The organism is Nitrogeniibacter aestuarii, assembly GCF_017309585.1.
GTDB lineage: Bacteria > Pseudomonadota > Gammaproteobacteria > Burkholderiales > Rhodocyclaceae > Nitrogeniibacter > Nitrogeniibacter aestuarii.
Window position 1 is genome coordinate 2,461,612 of record NZ_CP071321.1, and the last position, 17,714, is coordinate 2,479,325.

14 protein-coding genes are annotated in these 17,714 nt (G+C 61.9%); 7 read left to right on the forward strand and 7 right to left on the reverse strand.

Going from position 1 to position 17,714, the window contains the following annotated elements; translation table 11 throughout:
• Positions 1 to 244 precede the first annotated feature (244 nt).
• The 4 genes from J0W34_RS11275 (at position 245) to J0W34_RS11300 (ending at position 5,420) form a co-directional block, all read left to right on the forward strand.
• Positions 245 to 868, forward strand: coding sequence for a bactofilin family protein (locus tag J0W34_RS11275; protein ID WP_227814425.1), 624 nt, complete (start codon positions 245 to 247; stop codon positions 866 to 868).
• Positions 869 to 1,022: 154 nt separating this feature from the next.
• Positions 1,023 to 2,687, forward strand: a complete 1,665-nt coding sequence (gene ettA, locus J0W34_RS11280) for an energy-dependent translational throttle protein EttA (RefSeq protein WP_230968868.1) — start codon at positions 1,023 to 1,025, stop codon at positions 2,685 to 2,687.
• Between the two features lie 196 nt (positions 2,688 to 2,883).
• Positions 2,884 to 4,878: a TonB-dependent receptor plug domain-containing protein gene (locus tag J0W34_RS11295; RefSeq protein ID WP_269144616.1), complete on the forward strand. Its 1,995-nt coding sequence runs from the start codon at positions 2,884 to 2,886 to the stop codon at positions 4,876 to 4,878.
• A gap of 80 nt (positions 4,879 to 4,958) precedes the next feature.
• On the forward strand, positions 4,959 to 5,420 hold the full coding sequence (locus tag J0W34_RS11300; protein ID WP_230968869.1) for a tellurite resistance TerB family protein: 462 nt from the start codon (positions 4,959 to 4,961) through the stop codon (positions 5,418 to 5,420).
• Between the two features lie 16 nt (positions 5,421 to 5,436).
• Here J0W34_RS11300 and J0W34_RS11305 read toward each other — a convergent pair whose 3' ends face one another.
• The 3 genes from J0W34_RS11305 to J0W34_RS11315 all read right to left on the reverse strand — a co-directional run bounded on the left by J0W34_RS11305 (position 5,437) and on the right by J0W34_RS11315 (position 10,131).
• Positions 5,437 to 6,747: a diguanylate cyclase gene (locus J0W34_RS11305; protein WP_230968870.1), complete on the reverse strand. Its 1,311-nt coding sequence runs from the start codon at positions 6,745 to 6,747 to the stop codon at positions 5,437 to 5,439.
• A 134-nt stretch (positions 6,748 to 6,881) separates the two neighbouring features.
• Complete coding sequence (locus J0W34_RS11310; RefSeq protein ID WP_227814421.1) at positions 6,882 to 9,365, reverse strand: putative bifunctional diguanylate cyclase/phosphodiesterase; 2,484 nt, start codon at positions 9,363 to 9,365, stop codon at positions 6,882 to 6,884.
• Position 9,366: 1 nt separating this feature from the next.
• Positions 9,367 to 10,131 (reverse strand): HDOD domain-containing protein, encoded by a 765-nt coding sequence (locus J0W34_RS11315; protein WP_230968871.1) that lies wholly within the window; start codon positions 10,129 to 10,131, stop codon positions 9,367 to 9,369.
• A 207-nt stretch (positions 10,132 to 10,338) separates the two neighbouring features.
• Between J0W34_RS11315 and J0W34_RS11320 the strand changes: the two genes are divergently transcribed.
• Positions 10,339 to 11,010: a hypothetical protein gene (locus J0W34_RS11320; protein WP_230968872.1), complete on the forward strand. Its 672-nt coding sequence runs from the start codon at positions 10,339 to 10,341 to the stop codon at positions 11,008 to 11,010.
• A 36-nt stretch (positions 11,011 to 11,046) separates the two neighbouring features.
• On the opposite strand, the gene J0W34_RS11325 is transcribed toward J0W34_RS11320, so the two are convergent.
• Together J0W34_RS11325 and J0W34_RS11330 are read right to left on the reverse strand one after the other, a co-directional pair.
• Entirely contained in the window at positions 11,047 to 11,868 is an 822-nt protein-coding gene (locus tag J0W34_RS11325; RefSeq protein WP_230968873.1) for an NADPH-dependent oxidoreductase, read from the reverse strand.
• 42 nt (positions 11,869 to 11,910) lie between these two features.
• A complete protein-coding gene (locus J0W34_RS11330) occupies positions 11,911 to 12,381 on the reverse strand; it encodes a CreA family protein (RefSeq protein ID WP_230968874.1) in 471 nt (156 codons plus the stop codon).
• Positions 12,382 to 12,513: 132 nt separating this feature from the next.
• Here J0W34_RS11330 and J0W34_RS11335 point away from each other — a divergent pair, with 132 nt between their 5' ends.
• The gene (locus tag J0W34_RS11335) at positions 12,514 to 14,292 is read left to right on the forward strand and encodes a GspE/PulE family protein (RefSeq protein ID WP_230968875.1); all 1,779 of its coding nucleotides are present in this window, start codon (positions 12,514 to 12,516) and stop codon (positions 14,290 to 14,292) included.
• 12 nt (positions 14,293 to 14,304) lie between these two features.
• On the opposite strand, the gene J0W34_RS11340 is transcribed toward J0W34_RS11335, so the two are convergent.
• Positions 14,305 to 15,396 (reverse strand): PQQ-dependent sugar dehydrogenase, encoded by a 1,092-nt coding sequence (locus J0W34_RS11340; RefSeq protein WP_230968876.1) that lies wholly within the window; start codon positions 15,394 to 15,396, stop codon positions 14,305 to 14,307.
• A gap of 153 nt (positions 15,397 to 15,549) precedes the next feature.
• Between J0W34_RS11340 and J0W34_RS11345 the strand changes: the two genes are divergently transcribed.
• Entirely contained in the window at positions 15,550 to 16,572 is a 1,023-nt protein-coding gene (locus J0W34_RS11345) for a class I SAM-dependent rRNA methyltransferase (protein WP_230968877.1), read from the forward strand.
• Here the strand turns inward: J0W34_RS11345 and J0W34_RS11350 are convergent, their stop codons facing one another.
• Positions 16,573 to 17,532, reverse strand: a complete 960-nt coding sequence (locus J0W34_RS11350; protein ID WP_230968878.1) for a restriction endonuclease — start codon at positions 17,530 to 17,532, stop codon at positions 16,573 to 16,575. It abuts the gene before it with no gap.
• Between the last annotated feature and the right edge of the window lie 182 nt (positions 17,533 to 17,714).

Sequence of the window (17,714 nt, forward strand, 5' to 3'; positions counted from 1 at the left end):
CGCCACATGGCGACATGAAAATCCTGCGTTGATTCAGGTGCTTAGCCCTATGCGGGGCGGACCGCTGTCGCACATTGACGACACATCACCACCCTCCGGTTCCCGTGTCACACTGCCTGTGCACGCGAAACCCCCACAACCACGCGGGATGACGTCACCTGGCACGAGGCTTGCGGATGCTGGGCGAAAGTCGGGACGGGCCCTCGGGCTCGTTTCATGTCAAACGTCCTGCCGAGGAGAAGGCATGTTCAATAAATCCAATCTGTTCCACAAACGCGAAGAGACGACTCCGCCTCAGCGCAACACAAGCACCTCTGCATCCACGCCCGTCACCCCGACCGCCCCCGTCAATCGCCCGGCACCCCGTCCGGGCACCTTTGGAGCCAACATGCGAACCCAGTTCGAACCCCAAACCCCCGCCGAACCCGCCGCACAGCGCACCGAGTCGAAGCCGCCTGTCGAAGAAACCAGCAAGGACAGCGGCAGCCGCTTGATCGTTGGCCCGGACGTCAAGCTGCGCGGCGCCGAAATTCTTGACTGCGACACCCTGGTGGTCGAGGGGCGCGTGGAAGCAACCATGGACAGCCGGGTGATCCGTATTGCCGAAAACGGTTCGTTCTCGGGCAAGGTGGGTATCGACGTGGCCGAGATTCATGGCAACTTCGAAGGCGAACTGACGGCTCGCGAACAGCTCATCATCCACGCCACCGGTCGTGTGAGCGGCACCATCCGCTACGGCAAGATCCTGATCGAGGAAGGCGGTGAGGTGTCGGGCGATGTTCAATCGCTCACCAGCGCCAAGAAGAGCGAAACGAACCGCAAAGACAACGAGGAAAAGATCAAGCCGCTGATTGCCTCGAGCAACTGAGGCCGCCGGCTCCGCCGGACCACTTCTTCTGCGCATTGATTCGGGCACCTCGTGGTGCCCGTTTTTATGATCATGCGCCACGGTGCAATTGGCACGAGCCCCGCCGGCTCGGGTAGAGTTGCACCTTTCGAATCACAAGCGAACTCCAGGCACCATGGCTCAGTACGTAATGTCGATGCTCCGCGTGAGCAAGGTTGTCCCTCCGAAGCGACAGATCATCAAGGACATCTCCCTGTCCTTCTTCCCCGGCGCCAAGATCGGTCTGCTCGGCCTGAACGGTGCGGGCAAGTCCACCGTCCTCAAGATCATGGCCGGCGTCGAGAAGGAATACGAAGGCGAGGTCCAGCACCAGCCGGGCGTCTCCATCGGTTACCTGCCTCAGGAACCGGTACTGGACGCGAACAAGACAGTGAAAGAAGAAGTCGAGTCGGCGCTTGGCGAGATCATGGAAGCGCGCCAGAAGCTCGATGAGATCTATGCTGCCTACGCGGAGCCGGACGCCGACTTCGACAAGCTGGCCGAGGAACAGGCCAAGTACGAGAACATCCTGGCGGCCGCCGGCTCGGACGTGGAAACCCAGATGGAGATTGCCGCAGACGCCCTGCGCCTGCCGCCCTGGGACGACAAGGTGGGCAACCTCTCCGGCGGCGAGAAGCGCCGGATCGCCCTGTGCAAACTGCTGCTGGCCAAGCCGGACATGCTGCTGCTGGACGAGCCGACCAACCACCTGGACGCCGAATCGGTGGAATGGCTGGAGCAGTTCCTGGTGCGCTTCCCGGGCACCGTGGTGGCGGTGACCCACGATCGCTACTTCCTCGACAACGCTGCCGAGTGGATTCTCGAACTCGACCGCGGTCACGGCATCCCCTGGAAAGGCAACTACTCCAGCTGGCTCGAACAGAAGGAAGAGCGGCTGGAGCAGGAATCCAAGCAGGAAGCCGCACGCATGAAGGCCATGAAGCAGGAGCTCGAATGGGTGCGTTCCAACCCCAAGGCCCGCCAAGCCAAGAGCAAGGCGCGTCTGGCCCGCTACGAAGAAATGTCGAGCGTGGAATACCAGCGCCGCAACGAGACCCAGGAAATCTTCATTCCGCCGGGCGAGCGCCTGGGCGACAAGGTGATCGAGTTCAACGGTGTCACCAAGGCCTTTGGCGACAAGCTGCTCATGGACAATGTGAGCTTCAGCGTACCGCCGGGTGCCATCGTGGGGGTCATCGGGCCGAACGGCGCCGGTAAATCCACCCTTTTCCGCATGATTCAGCAAGTCGAACAACCGGACGCAGGCACCGTCGATATCGGCAGCACGGTCCAGATCGCCGCCATCGACCAGTCGCGTGAAGGGCTGGAAAACGAAAAGACCGTGTTCGAAGCCATCTCGGGCGGTGCCGACATTCTGACCGTCGGCAAGTTCGAGTTCCCCAGCCGTGCCTACATCGGCCGCTTCAACTTCAAGGGTGGTGACCAGCAGAAGATAGTTGGCAACCTCTCCGGCGGTGAACGCGGTCGTCTGCATCTGGCCAAGATGCTGGTCTCGGGCGGCAACGTGCTCCTGCTCGACGAACCCTCCAACGATCTGGACGTGGAAACCCTGCGCGCCCTCGAAGACGCCCTGCTCGAGTTCGCCGGCTGCGCGATGATCATCTCCCACGACCGCTGGTTCCTCGACCGGATCTGTACCCACATCCTCGCGGCCGAAGGCGACTCGCAGTGGACCTTCTTCGAAGGCAACTTCCAGGAATACGAAGAAGACAAGAAGAAACGACTGGGCGAGGAAGCGGCCAAACCCAAGCGGATTCGCTACAAGCCGATCTCCCGCTGATTCAGCGGTGCTGCGGTCAGGCGGGAGGTCCTGCCACCGCAGCCTGTCACGCACCGATGGGCCGGACTATCAAGTCCTCGACCTGATCTGCCGTTAATCAGACCAGCTCAAACCACCCATCGATTGCGTGCCCCCGATTTCACGACGCCTCCCTGCGCTGTGTGTCCTCGCCATTGCCTTGAGTCCATTCACGGCAATGGGGACATCACTGGACGAACTGCTCGACCTCAGTCTTGAGGAGTTGAGCAACTACACCCTCACCACCATGGCCCGAAAGGCGCAGCGCGTGCGCGACGTGGCCGCGGCGGGCTACGTGATTTCGCGTGAGGACATTCTCCGCAGTGGCGCACTGAGCATTCCCGAAGCGCTGCGCATGGTGCCCGGCATTGAAGTGGCTCAACTGTCGGGCAACCGATGGGCTGTCAGTGCGCGCGGGCTCAACGAGCGTTTTGCCAACAAGCTGCTCGTCCTCATCGACGGGCGCAACATCTACAGTCCGATCTTCTCCGGCCCCCTCTGGGAGGACCAGAATCTGCTCATGGAAGACATCGAGCGCATCGAAGTCGTCCGCGGACCGGGGGCGGCCCTGTGGGGATCGAACGCGGTCAATGGCGTCATCAACATCGTCACCCGCAATGCACGCGACACCGAAGAGACGCTGATCTCCACCCGGGTCGACAACCATGGGGGCGGTCGCATCGCCGGTCGCGTCGGCACGCAATTGGGCGCATCTGAATACCTGCGGGCCTATGCACTCATGCAGAGCGGCGGCGCCCAGCCGAACGCCGATCCGACGATCCGCGACGCATCGGGCTGGCAGGCGCGTCGGGCAGGATTCCGCTTTGACGGGCTGATTGACGGCGCCCAGCTGACGGTGAGCGGAAACGTGTTCGCCAATCGTGCGGGCGACATCTGGCAGGTGCCAATGCCAGGCTCACAGCAGAACCCCTACTTGAACCTGACCGAAAACTCATTCGGTTTCGACACCGGCGCCCGGATCACGACGCGCACAGCGGACGACCACGAGTTATCCGTACAGACCTACATCAATTACAACCGCATGCGGACCGGTGAGCTCCAGGCCGAACGCACAGAGCTGGCGGTCGACGCGCAACTGCGGACCGTACTTGGCCCGCATGATGTGATCTGGGGCCTTGACTACCGATGGCTCGACGACCGTTTCGACACCCAGATGCCGTTCGAAGTCTCGCCAGCGTCGGCCGACTATGGTCGCCTGGGTGCCTTCGTGCATGATGAGATCACCCTGGTGCCCGACGCCCTGAAATGGATCGTGGGCACGAAAATCGAGCAGGATGAACGCAGCGGCTTCAACTGGCAGCCCAATGCCCGGCTGATCTGGACGCCAGCCGAGCACATCACCCTGTGGGGTGCCGTATCACGCGCCGTGCGCACCCTGTCCCGCACCGAAACCGACATGACCCTGGCCATCGAAGGTGTGCGCTCGGGTGCACTCTGGATACAACCGCTCATACGTCGTGAGGGCGGACGCATCTCGCCAGAGAAGGCCACCACCTATGAACTCGGTTTCAGGCAAGAACCCAGTGCTGACTTCAGGTATGACATCGCGTTTTATCACACGCGCTATCACGATCTGCGCACCGTCCATAGTGAAGGGTACTCGTGCCCGGCAGGTGTCGCAGCAATACCTTTCCCTGGCGCCCCTGCCGTTCCGGGCTGTGCGCCAAACACGATCACCCCTTACGTCCTTCTCGAAGCGCATCTGCACAACCAGAGCATCCTTGAAAGCACGGGCATCGAAGCGAGTGCGAACTGGCAGGTCAAGCCCTGGTGGCGGATGCATCTGAACTACACCAATCAACGTCTTGAAGCGCCGACAACGAACGATCCCATCGCGCGGGTTGAGCGTGAGCGCGTGCTGGGCGCGTCACCGCGCTATCAGGTCGGGTTGAGATCATCGATGAATGTCGCCAGCGGGCAGAAATTCGACCTGCTGCTACGTCATGTCGCTAAGTTACGCCACGGCGACATTCCCGCGTACACAGCGGTGGACGCTGCCTATCACGTGGCCGTCAGCGAGGAACTTGAACTGAGCGTCATTGGCAAGAACCTGTTCGATGACCGTCATCCGGAGTTCAAGAATTCGGTGCCGGACACACCGACCGCGGAAATCGAACGCAGCGTTCACCTCATCGCCACGCTGTGCTTCTGAGCGCCCGCCGGAACCAATCGGCGCTCACCGCGATCACAACGGTAAAATCAGGCCCAGCCTGAATTGAAACCGGAGTCCGGATGCCCTCTTTCCTGAAGCAGATCTTTCAAGCCGTGACCGATCGGGAGTCGGCCGATTCAGCCCGCGAACTCAATCTGCAACTGGCAACGGCTGCTCTGCTTGTCGAGATGGTCCACGCCGATCACACGGTCGCGCCCGAGGAAGAAGCCGCCTTGCGAGGCGCCCTGGCCCATGAATTCGATCTGGACCAGACGGCGCTGGATTCACTCATTCGCGAAGCGGAGCGCGCCGCGAAAAACGCCCCGGGATTTTTCGCCTTTACCAAGGAAATCAACGCCACCTTGCCCATTGAGGACAAGGTTCGCATCATGGAATACCTGTGGCGGATTGCCCTGGCCGACGGTACCGTCGCCGCGCACGAAAATCATCTGATGCGCAAGCTGGCGGATCTGATTCACGTCGGTCATGGCGACTATCACGCCGCCAAGACGCGCGCCGCCGAGCACCTGGCGCGGCGCTGAGGCCTTGTCGCGACCGTCACACCGCCGGGCTTTCGACCAGCACGCGCCTGACCGGCGCATCCTTGGCACGGCAGACCGTATTGCGCCCGCTGTCCTTGGCTTCGTACAGCGCCTTGTCGGCACGATTGATGAGCGCATGCGCATCTTCTTCGTGATTCCACTCGGCGACGCCGAAGCTCGCGCTGACGGTACCGACCTGTTCGAAGGGGATGTCCGCGATCTTTGCCCGGACGGCCTCGGCAACCGCCATCGCCGCGTCGATGGGCGTCTCGCGCAGCAGAATCATGAATTCCTCACCGCCGAAGCGGGCGGCGCAGTCCGAACGGCGCAAGAGCTCACGAACGCGGATCGCCGTGTGCTTGAGCACCAGATCACCACTGTCGTGGCCGAAGGTGTCGTTGATGCGCTTGAAGAAGTCGATGTCGAACATCACCACTGAAAGACTGGTGTTGTGCACCCGGGCATCGGACATTTCGGATCCGAGTCGCTCAAAGAAGCGGCGGCGATTGACCAGATCGGTCAGGAAGTCCCGGGTGGCCAGATCTTCAAGCCGCCGGTTCAGGCGCGCCATGGGCTCGATCACCAGCGCGGACAAGGCAATATTCAGCCCCAGAAACATGAGACCGAAGATGATCAGCAGCGAGATCATGAAGGTATTGAAGGTGCTGCGTGCCTTTTCAAGCGGATACAGCATCGGCACCTTGACCACCTGCATGCCGATCGTCTGGCCGATGTTCCATCCGAAACCACCGGTCTTGCCGTAGAGCTTGACCATGCTGGCCGGCGCTGACTCGGGGCTGCCATGGCAACTGAGGCATGCCGGGTTCTGAATGGTGATGGGCCGGGCCACATACATGGAGCGCTTGATCCCGTCACCGACCGTCCCGGTGGCTTCGACCTGATCGTCGGTGCCGCTTTTCTGCAATGCCGTCAAGCGTTCGATGACGCCCCGCTCCCAGCCATTGGCGCGGTTTCGCGGGTTGGTCGGATCCAGTGTGGCCTCACGATATTCGTAGCCGGGATAGCGTTCGGAGAGCCGGCGCAGTGTCTCGACGGCGGCAAATGCCGGCACGGTCTGCGGCAGAAAACGATCGACGTTCAGTGGATCGAGGTGCGGTTTGACCTGGTCGGTGGTGTAGCCCCGGATCGCCAGCGCCGTCTCCATGAGCACCTCGGAATCGCGCCTCACATCATCGATGGCGCCTTTTTCCAGGAAACCGTAGTAATACACCCCGGCGCCAAGGAGACTGATGAGGAAAATCGAAATCAGAATGACGTTGAACTTCAGGCGCAGCGGAATGCCGACACAGGAATCGGACAAACTCATGGTCGTTGATCTCGTTGGTAGCGTCGCCCGATGGGGCGGCGACAGTTGTCGAGATGCTCTGACCGCCCCCGACACACTTTATTTAATTTTGCCGGGGATTCTCGCACGTCGTCAGCGATCAGCCAACGCGTTTTTCATAGCGTCGAGTTCGGGTCGGTCACACGCCAGTTCTCGGTCATCGTCAAGGTGGCCACGAAATGATGCAGGGTCACCGGCTCCGGCGCCCCCAGGTAGAAACCCTGACCGCGCGTTATCCCGGCACTGCTGACCCAGGCCGCAGTCTGCGCATCCTCGATCCACTCGGCCACGGTATCGATGCCGTAGGTCTGTGCAACCTGGACCACGGCACGCACGATGTTCTGGGCACCCTCGTCCTGCGCAACGCCGCGCACATAGGCACCATCGAGTTTGACGATGTCGACCGGCAGACGCCTCAGGCTGGCGAAACTGGCCACGCCGCTGCCCAGATCATCCAGGGCGATCAGAAAACCTGCGCCCCTCAGCTTGTCCATGAGCGACAGTGCCAGCTCGTGATCCGCCACGGCGGCCGTCTCGGTCAGCTCGATGCACACCTGATGCGGATTCACGCAGGCGCGGTCGAAACAGTCGATGATCCACTCGACCAGAGACGGATCCGAGATGGAACGGCCGGAAATATTGACCGAGGCATATCGGCCGCCACGGACGACGTCCTCGAAATGCAGGGCCACCTGCTCGATGATGTGGCGGTCCAGCCGGCCAATCAGGTCGTAGCGCTCTGCGGGCGGAATGAACTCACCTGCCCCCACGAGGCCGCCGGCCTCGTCACGCATGCGCGCCAGCACCTCGTAGCCACGACCGCGTGTCGCCTGCAGATCCACGATGGGCTGACGCCACAGTTCGATCCGGTTCTCTTCGATCGCGCGTTCAATGCGGTGGGCCCAGTGCGCGTCCGACGAGTGCCCCATGGCGTCGGGGCTGTGGTCGAACACCACGATACGGTTCTTGCCGGAGCGCTTGGCGCTGTACATCGCCGCATCGGCATCGGCCCGAACACGCTGCAGAGCGTCGCCTTCCGCGTAGGCGGAAACACCGATGGAGGCGCTGATCCGGAACGTTTCTCCGGTTTCGTTGAGATAGGCGTAGTCGGCAATGGCCATGCGTATCGCCTCGGCAATGCGCATGGCAATGTCCTCTGGGCAGTTGGGCAAGGCCACGAAGAATTCATCGCCCCCGATTCGAGCCAGAATGTCGGCGCGACGTACCTGCCGCCGCATGATGCTTGCCACCGCGGTCAGCACCTCGTCGCCTGCCGCGTGTCCGCAGGTGTCGTTGATGATCTTGAAGCGATCAAGATCAATACAGATCATCTGGCCGCCGCCCGAGTGATGGGACAGGGCCCGCTCGAATCCGGCACGATTGTGCAGCCCGGTGAGCGTGTCGTGCGTCGCCTCCCATTCGGCGCGGCGCATGTGTTCGATCTCGTGGCTCACGTCGTGCAGAACCAGCACCAGCGTATCGTCCGTGGCGCCCGCGCTCGTTGCTCCATCGAGACGCACGCAGGACCCCTTGACCATGGTGAGCGATTCCCGACGGGGCAGCTCGCAGGTGATCGGATCGATGCACACGGTCTGATCATGCTTGACCAGATCTGCCCACGACACCGGCTCGCCTCCGTTGGTGGTGAGCACCAGCAATTCGTTGAGCGCGATACCCGGCATGACCGATTCATCGACACCCGTCAGCAGCGCTGCCGCCGCATTGCCCTGGATCACCTCCAGGCTTGCTTCCGAGACGATCAGCACCGCATCCGACATGGCACGGACAACTTCGGCGTAGAGCTTGTCGCGTTGCTGCGCCAGGCGGGTATCGTCCGCCGCATTCATGATGTTGCCAATCCAGTTAGCGACGGCATTGATCATCACGGGTGCGAGCGTCTCCCGGTCAGAGCGGATGCCATCGACGATCAGCATTCGGCTCATTTCGGGCAAGCCACACGGAAGCGGGTACACCATGGTGACGGCTCGGCCCGCATTGACCTCGGCGGGACAGACCGTCTGTACCAGCTTGTCGAAGTCAAGCGCGTCCCGCATGGCCTCAAAGCGCTCGCCAAGCTCGGCACTGACGAGACCGAAAGGCCCCACCGGCATGGCACCATTGATGACGCGACATTGATCGGCCAGACACTCGACAATCATCACGTGCGATGCTGACACGTACCGCACGAGCATTTCGAGGCAACCATTGATCCGCTTGATCTGCGGCAACGGTGCAGAAACGATGTCGGCCAGATCGGCTCGCCACCGCGCCAGTTCGAGGCGGCGGAATTCATCATCCGCGCTTTCGACCAGCAAGCCCGCCAGAAAGACACCGTAGTCGTCAGCCGGAATCAGGACGACATTGTCGACCTCATGCGCTTCGCGCCCGAGCACGGTTCGACCGATCCGCCTCGGCTCACCGCGCGAGGCCACGTCACGCACATGCTCAGCAAGGGCCGGGTTGTGCGGCCACAGCTGTGCCGCGTCGCTCAGCGATGGATTCGTTTCGCGAAATACCGGGCTGGCATCGACCACCCGTCCGGCCTTGATGTGGCACCAGTACGGATACATGCCGGCCATGCGCCGCGCAAGTACCGACATCTCAGTACATCCTCACCAGATCAAGCAGTTCGTCTTTGCGCCGCTTGGCCTCATCCATGAGGCCCCGCATGGCGTCACACATGGCACGCTGTCTGAAGCGATCAAGCTCATGGGTGGTCGACACGCAGCCGTGCGCTGTCCGGATCGCATCAGCGGCATCGCTGTAACCGTTGATGCCGTCGAGCTGGACGAGATCGGCCACGAACGTGTCGGGTACGCCCAGTTCTCGCGCCAGCTGTGCTGCTGTCGGCGCCGTGAAATTCGATGCTGCTGCCTGGATCGATTGCTCGTTTGCGAACGCCGTCGGGTTTGTCCGTGCGCTGTTGAGAAAGGCGAACACCGGCAGATCATGAAGCAACCCGAGCGTGTGGCAGTAGTCGGAGCGCAATCCGTGGCCGCGTCCGATCTGTTCAGCCAGACACGCGACCTCGACGGAATGCTCCCACACGCGCTCGGCCACGCTTCTGGCGGCGGCCGTCGGCAAGCCCTCGACGAGTTGGCGCATCACTACCTGTATGGCCACAACCCGTACCTGCGCGGTACCGATCATGGCGATCGCACGGTCCAGCTCGACGACCGGCTCATCGTGCATCAAGGCGGCTCCATTGGCCATGCGCAACAGCGCAGCACTGACCTCGGGCTCCACACGGATGGCGTTCGTGAGCGTCGACAAGTGCAGGGCCGGATCCATCAGCAGCTCTCGCACGACCTCCGCGACGCGAAGGCTCGTCACGAGCACGGGCGACTGATCAAGCGTTGTGTCCATCGGGTGTGGGGTGTCGTTATTATCATGAGCCTCTATCGGTCATTCGTCATATTTCTTTACATCAAATATGCCATTTACCCTACCCGGCTGACGCCGGATCACGGCGCAGCGTCCCTCAGGCGAGCCGGGCCCAATTTTCACGCATGCCCGTAAAGTCGGAACGGTTTGAGCCGTAATCTGAAAGACTGACCATTCACGGGGCGAACCATGGCCAACGGCAACGCCAAGCTCAGCATCTCCTTCGACTTCGACCTGACCGTCCCTGCAGGATTTTCGGAGGCAACTGAGGAACAGTTGCTCGCAAAACTGAAGGAGGCACTTGGCCCGACCGTGTTCGGCGGCATGCCGACCGTGACCAAGAAACAACTGGCAAAAGCAGGGATTGCGCTGGAGGGGCATTCGAGTCGCTGCCTCGTGACCAAGACCGGCGTCTGCGTACCGCCCGAGATGATCGCCAAAGCAGCCCCCCACCTGACCGACGAAGAACTGTCCAGAGTTGCTCAGCTGGCTGCGGCAAAGTTTCCACAGAAGCCGGCTGAACAAATGGCGCATCTGCGGCGTGTCGCACTCAAGTTTGCGAACGATTATCGCCTCGTTGACTGCCAGCTCACGCCGGAGCAAAGCATTGGCGGTCGGGTCGAGATGACCGCGCACCTGAACCTCACCAATGGTGGCGTGCTGGTCGATGACGCATTCAAGAAAATCAAGCTGAAGACGGATCAGGGCCCGATTGCAATCCGGGTGGCCGACACGGACGTGACATTGAATGCAACGCTTGGCGGCCACACGCTGGGTGGCCCGCTACTCGAAGTGAGCATCAACGACATTGCCGCGAACCGCACCCGCTTGATCGGGCGCTGGCAGACTGCACACGCCTGACAGGCCCTGCGGAATCACTGGCGCAGTGTGCCCGCCTTATTTCAGCCCGAAGCCTCGGTTGCGCAACGCCTCGACCAGTCGATCACGCCCCGAAAGCGTTTCGGGACCCGCAATCCGTTTGCTTGAATGCACGGCCCAAGTGCCTTTCACATGCATCTGCTGGGCTGTGTAGAAGCGGGCCATTGCCGCGTTATAGCGTTCGATCGCGGCGGCCTGGCCGTCCAGATCGTATCGCTCCTTGTGGAGCACCACGGCCTGCGGCGGACGCGGCTTGACGCTGGCCGGTTTCGAAACGTCTTCGATGCCCACACACATACCGAACACCGCCACCACCTTCGGCGGCAGCCCCAGCAGTTCAGCCACGGCTTCGGGCTTGTTGCGCATGCCACCGATGTAGACCGTTGACAGCCCCAGCGATTCGGCGGCGACCACGGCGTTCTGCGCCGCCAGTGCGGCATCGATCACCCCCACCAGAAACATCTCGGTGTAATCGAGCGCCTCATGGGGGCGGTCCAGTTGTTTTGCCAAGGATTCGAGCCGGGCCAGGTCGGCAAGCCACACCAGCTGAAGAGGCGCCTTGCGCACATGTGCCTGCCCGCCGGCGCACTCGGCGAGCGCGTCGCGTGTGGCCTGGTCGCGTACGGCAACCACACTCCATGCCTGCAGGTTGGATGAACTGGCCGCCGACTGGGCCGCGGCGATCATGGCGTCGAGCTGGGCGTCGGTAACTGGCGTATCGGTGTATGCCCGAACGGATTTGTGCGTCAGCAGCTGTTCAATGATCGCGTTCTGGCTCGCACCAACATCCATGCTCGCTTCACCGTACCGCGCCCGGTATTTGCCCTCGAATTCACTCATGATCTGCTCCAATGCTCAACGCGGCCATTCTACTCAAGCCATTCAATCCTTGACCGGAATCGGCGTGGCGCGATCGACCGTCACGGCAGTGACCGAATTCTTGGCGCTGCCACTGATGATCTTGTCGGTGTAGGTGAGATATACGAGCGTGTTGCGCTTGCGATCGACCATGCGAACCACATGGAGCGTCTTGAAGATGATCGAGCGTCGTTCGCTGAACGCGTCTTCCTGCAGGGGCACTGACTCCTTGAAGCGGATCGGCCCGACCTGGCGACAGGCAATCGACACATCCGAGACCTCCTCGGCCACGCCAAAGGCGCCCGCGATTCCGCCGCGCTCGGGCTTGCCCACAAAGCACGCCACACCTTCGACTTTCGGATCATCGAAGGCCTCGACCACCAGCTTGTGGGAGCCGGTGAGCTTCCATTCGGTATTCACCGAGCCGATCTCCTCGGCGTGGCTCGTCGCGGCCAGCGCGCACAGAAGACCAAGAGCAATAAAAAGATGTTTCATTGAATGCAGACCTGGGACATGGGTTCATGAATACTTGGGGGCGCTTGCACAGGATACAAGCCGACACGCACCCGGGGTGCGCCCGCGCAATCTCATGGGATACTTGGCGAACCCGAGTTCACCACGGCAACCATGAAGACCGAAACCAGAACGCTGAGTGTTGAATCCCTGCTGGACCGTCTGCTCGAGGCCGGCCAGATCACCAAGGCGGATCGCGACGAGGCCGCGACAACCCTGCGTATGCGCGGACGGAGCGAGTTGCATCCGCTGGCTGCCGTGGGCGAACGGCGCCTCAAACGCGCGGTACCGCCGCACGACACCTTGAATGTGGAAGCAGTCACCGAATGGCTGGCGGGCGAAGTCGACATGCCCTACTTCCACATCGATCCACTCAAGATCGATGTCACCGCCGTGTGCAACGTGGTCTCCCACGCTTACGCCACCCGTTTTCGCATCCTGCCGGTGGCAGTGCATGCCGACGAAGTGACCATCGCCACCTCGGAGCCGTACGACGCCGAGTGGCAGGACGTGCTGGAACAGGCCTTGCGGATCCGTATCAAGCGCGTGCTCGCCAACCCGACCGACATCATTCGCTATCTGGCGGAGTTCTACAGCCTCTCGCGCTCACTCAAGCAGGCGCTGGACCAGCACGAGGGCATGCAATCGGGCATTGGCAACTTCGAGCAGCTCGTCAAACTCGGTTCCAACAAGTCGCTCGACGCCAACGATCAGGCCGTCATCCACATCGTCGATTGGCTGCTGCAGTACGCCTTCGACCAGCGCGCCAGTGACATTCACATCGAACCGCGCCGCGAAGTATGCAATGTGCGCTTTCGCATCGATGGCGTGATGCATCTGGTGTATCAGACACCCGTTCCTGTCATGGCCGCGATCACCAACCGCATCAAACTCATGGGCCGTATGGATGTGGTGGAAAAGCGCCGCCCCCAGGACGGGCGCATCAAGACCCAGTCATCGAGCGGCGAGGAGATCGAACTTCGCTTGTCGACCATGCCGACTGCCTTCGGTGAAAAGCTGGTGCTCCGGATTTTCAATCCGGACGTGTTGCTCAAATCCTTCGGCGACCTGGGCTTTTCACGGGAAGAAGAAGGCCGCTGGCGCCGGCTCTTCGAGCAACCCAACGGGATCATCCTGGTGACGGGCCCCACTGGTTCGGGCAAGACCACAACGCTCTATTCGACACTCAAGGAGCTGGCCAAACCTGAAATCAACGTGTGCACTGTCGAAGATCCGATCGAGATGGTGTATCCGCACCTGAACCAGATGCAGGTACAGCCCAACATCGGGCTCGATTTTGCCTCCGGCGTGCGCACCCTCCTCCGCCAGGACCCGGACGTGATCATGGTGGGCGAGATCCGTGACCTGGAAACCGCGCAGATGGCCATCCAGGCCGCGCTGACCGGGCACCTGGTACTTTCCACCCTGCACACCAACGATGCGCCGTCCGCGCTCACACGACTGATGGATCTTGGTGTGCCCCCCTACCTCATCCGCTCAACGCTGCTGGGTGTGCTCGCGCAGCGTCTGGTACGCACCCTGTGCCCCCACTGCAAGAAACCCACCGAGATCGACGCCGGCGACTGGAAGGATCTGCTGACGCCCTGGAACTCCAGCGTGCCGCAGCACGCACATCGCCCGGAAGGGTGTCTTGAATGCCGGATGACCGGCTTCCAGGGTCGGGTAGGCCTCTACGAGATGATGGTCATGAACAGCGATTTGCGCGAACGGGTACGCCCCGACATGGACGGCACCCAGTTTCGCACGGTCGCCGTCAAGGAGGGCATGCAACCGCTCAGACTCGCCGGCGCCCGACACATCGCCGCGGGCATGACCACACTGGAAGAAGTCGCCCGGGCGACGCCGCCGGCCTCGGGTGAAGCAAGCGACTGACCGAAGGCTTTTTCAGGCGCCTTTGCGACTGACGCGCAAAACCCGGCCGCCGCCCTCGTCGAGCAGGTAGATGGCCCCATCGGGTCCATTGACCACGTCGCGGATACGTTGGGTGACCCCGTCGAGCAGGCGCTCTTCCTTGACGACGCGCTCGCCCTCCACGTCGAGGCGCACCAGCACGCCGAACTTGAGCGAGCCGACAAACAGATCGCCCTGCCATTCGGGAAACACGTCGCCGGTGTAGAACGCCATGCCCGACGGCGCGATCGAAGGCACCCAGTAATGCACCGGCAGCACGACGTCGTCGCGCACTTCACCTTCACCGATACGGAACCCGGTCACGTACTCACGCCCGTAGGTGATATCCGGCCAGCCATGATTGCGCCCCGGCGCCGGTATGTTGACCTCATCGCCACCTTGCGGCCCGTGCTCGTGCGCCCACAGTTTTCCGGATTGAGGATGAATTGCCGCGCCTTGCACGTTGCGATGCCCCCATGACCAGATTTCGCGGGCAAAACCGTCAGCCGTTGCAAACGGGTTGTCGGACGGGACCGAGCCGTCCGGTTTGATACGCACAATCTTGCCCAGGTGCGACTTGGGATACTGAGCATGCTCACGGTAGGCGTAGCGATCACCGAGCGTGACGAACAATGTGCCGTCGGGGGCAAAGGCCAGGCGCCCGCCGAAGTGTCCGCCCCCCGGTGGATCTTCGTTCTGCGCGAAGATCACCGTCACCTCGTCCAGGCGCATCGCCTCCCGATCGAGGCGTGCGCGCGCCACCGCGGTACGCGCGCCAGATTCAGTTGGCTGGGCGAATGCAAAATAGATGAGTGAGTCGGTACCGAAGGTCGGACTCAAGGAGACGCCCAGCAAGCCCCCCTGCCCTTGCGCGTGCACGTCGGGCAGGCCCGCGAGCGATGCACTGACCTCCCCGGTGGTAGTGACGATACGCATCCGGCCGGGGCGCTCGGTCACCAGCATGTCGCCCCCGGGGAGAAACGCCAGCGACCACGGCACATCAAGGCCACGAGCGACTTCACTCACCTCCAGGGCCGGCTCGGCTCGCGCCATTCCTGCCAGGCCGGCAACGAGTGTGACAATCATCAAGCATGAACGAAACAAAGAAGGTCGCACGCCAGATCTCCATGCAATCAATGGGTTTACGACTGACCCGCATCCGGACGAAGGGTTCGCGTTCGATGATCAAGGCGGCGATGGAGTAAGATCGGGGTCCTATACGCGTCCGGTCAATTCGCTTTGCCTTATACCGCTTCCCTGTCCGACCTCCTCGCCAACGCCTTGGCACATCGCAGCACGTTGCTCAGCCAGCTCGAGCTGGAACAGACTGACTGCTACCGTCTTTTTCACGGTAGCGTCGAAGGCGTCGCTGGACTGACCATCGACCGCTATGGCGATCTGATCCTGGTTCAGAGCTTTCACAAGCCCCTGACTGACGAAATCCTGACGATCATTCGCCGTTTCTACGCCGATGTGCACCCAAGGTTCGACCTCATCTACAACGACCGCTCGGCGAGAAATTCACGCATCACCAACCCCTTGCCGGATGACCAGGTCGCCGCCGCTTCAATGCCCAGAGTCGCCCTCGAAACAGGGGTCGCCTTTCGCATCCAGGCCCGCCACAGCGGCCAGGACCCATGGCTCTTTCTCGACCTGCGTGCAGCACGCCGTCGCGTCACGCAACTGGCCTCCGGGCGCAGCGTACTGAATCTGTTTGCCTGTACCTGTGGCGTCGGTATCGCCGCCGCGCACGCGGGTGCAACGTTTGTCATGAACGTGGATTTCGCGCAATCGAGCCTCGATGTGGGCAAGGAAAACGCCAAGCTCAACGCCTTGGGCATTCGCCCGCGATTCATCCAGAGTGACGTATTTCCGGCCATCCGCCAGCTGTCCGGGCTCGGGCAGGCCCAACGTGTCCGCGGGCGGCGCTTGCCGCCCTTTCCGACACTGGAGGCTCGACAGTTTGATCTGGTTTTCCTCGATCCACCCCGGTACGCCAAGAGTGCCTTTGGTGTGGTGGATCTGATCAACGACTATCCCGCCCTGTTCAAGCCCTCGCTGCTGGCGACGCGGCCGGGCGGCACGCTGATGTGCTGCAACAATGTGGCACAGGTCGAAGGCACTGCCTGGCTCGCTCAGCTGGAACGCAGTGCAGCCAAGGCAGGCCGACCGATCCGGGACGCCCAGTGGATTCGCCCCGATGCCGACTTCCCCAGCTTTGACGATAACCCGCCCCTCAAGGTACTTGAGCTGAGCGTCTGATCACGCCGCGGCACGCGGCGCAATGGGGGCAATCCAGTTGCACTTCGGGTAGCTGGAGCACCCCCAGTAGTCGCCATGGGTGCCATTGGCATGGACCATTTTCGATCCGCAGATGGGACAGGTGGGCGACTCGAAGTCACCCACGGTCGCCTCCTCGAGCAGTTGAGCTTGCTGGTCCTCCGGCAGGCGCTGAATCATGGCCAGCAGGACCCGTGCGTCGACGAGCACGATCTTGTGATGATGCCCCAGCACTTTGGCCTCGGGGGTGAACACCCCATTGGTCATGAAGAACGCGCGCTCGATGCGCTCGTGGGACATCACCCCAAGCAATTCGCGCACGCCCTGCACGCCAGTCGCCAGCGGACCGCGTGTGCGCACATGCACCACGGCCGTTGCTCGACGTACGCGCTCCTTGTCCTGGAACAGGTAGATGTCCATGCCACCGTTGGCCGCCAACGGAATGGCCACATGCTGGATGTCCTTGGCGCGATAGTAGCTGGTGCACAGCTGCTCGAACCGGCGCCATTCGAGCGACTGGAGCAGATCCAGCGTCCATGAGCGCTGCACCGGCCTCACCTGGGGGATGACGGGTAGCGGCTCATCCGACAGGACCGTATCGAGCGCACCCTCGCCGGCCTCATCGAACTGGGTGGGCGCCGAATGTGTCGTTGGCGGCACCTCTGACAGGCGAAGCTCGGTCAGCGAGGCCATCCCGTCGAATTCTTCGCGCGGCGCGGGCGCCCCGCGCACCAGCAGACCTGCCGCATACGCCCCGAGAATCACCGCCGCACCACCGCCGACGATCTGCGCCATGAGAACCGCCGGCTCGGTACCGCTCGATCCACCCAGCAATTGCGGAATGGCGTAGAGCCCGATGACGCCAAACAGAATGGCCAGCCAGAGCATGGCCTTCCATCCCAGCATCGTCCTGTCACTCGGGGCTTGCGCGGCGTAACTCATGGGCTGATCGTCCGGTGGAAGGCCAACCCGAACCCGGTTAGCCTTTGATTTGATGTGATTTCCGGAATCATGTCATACGACTTTAGGCGTGACAATCGCAAGATGACGATGTTCTAAAAAGGCGTGCGACTTTTCGCACGCCGTCAGGAAACTTGATCACCGATCTGCGCAATTCCCGACAC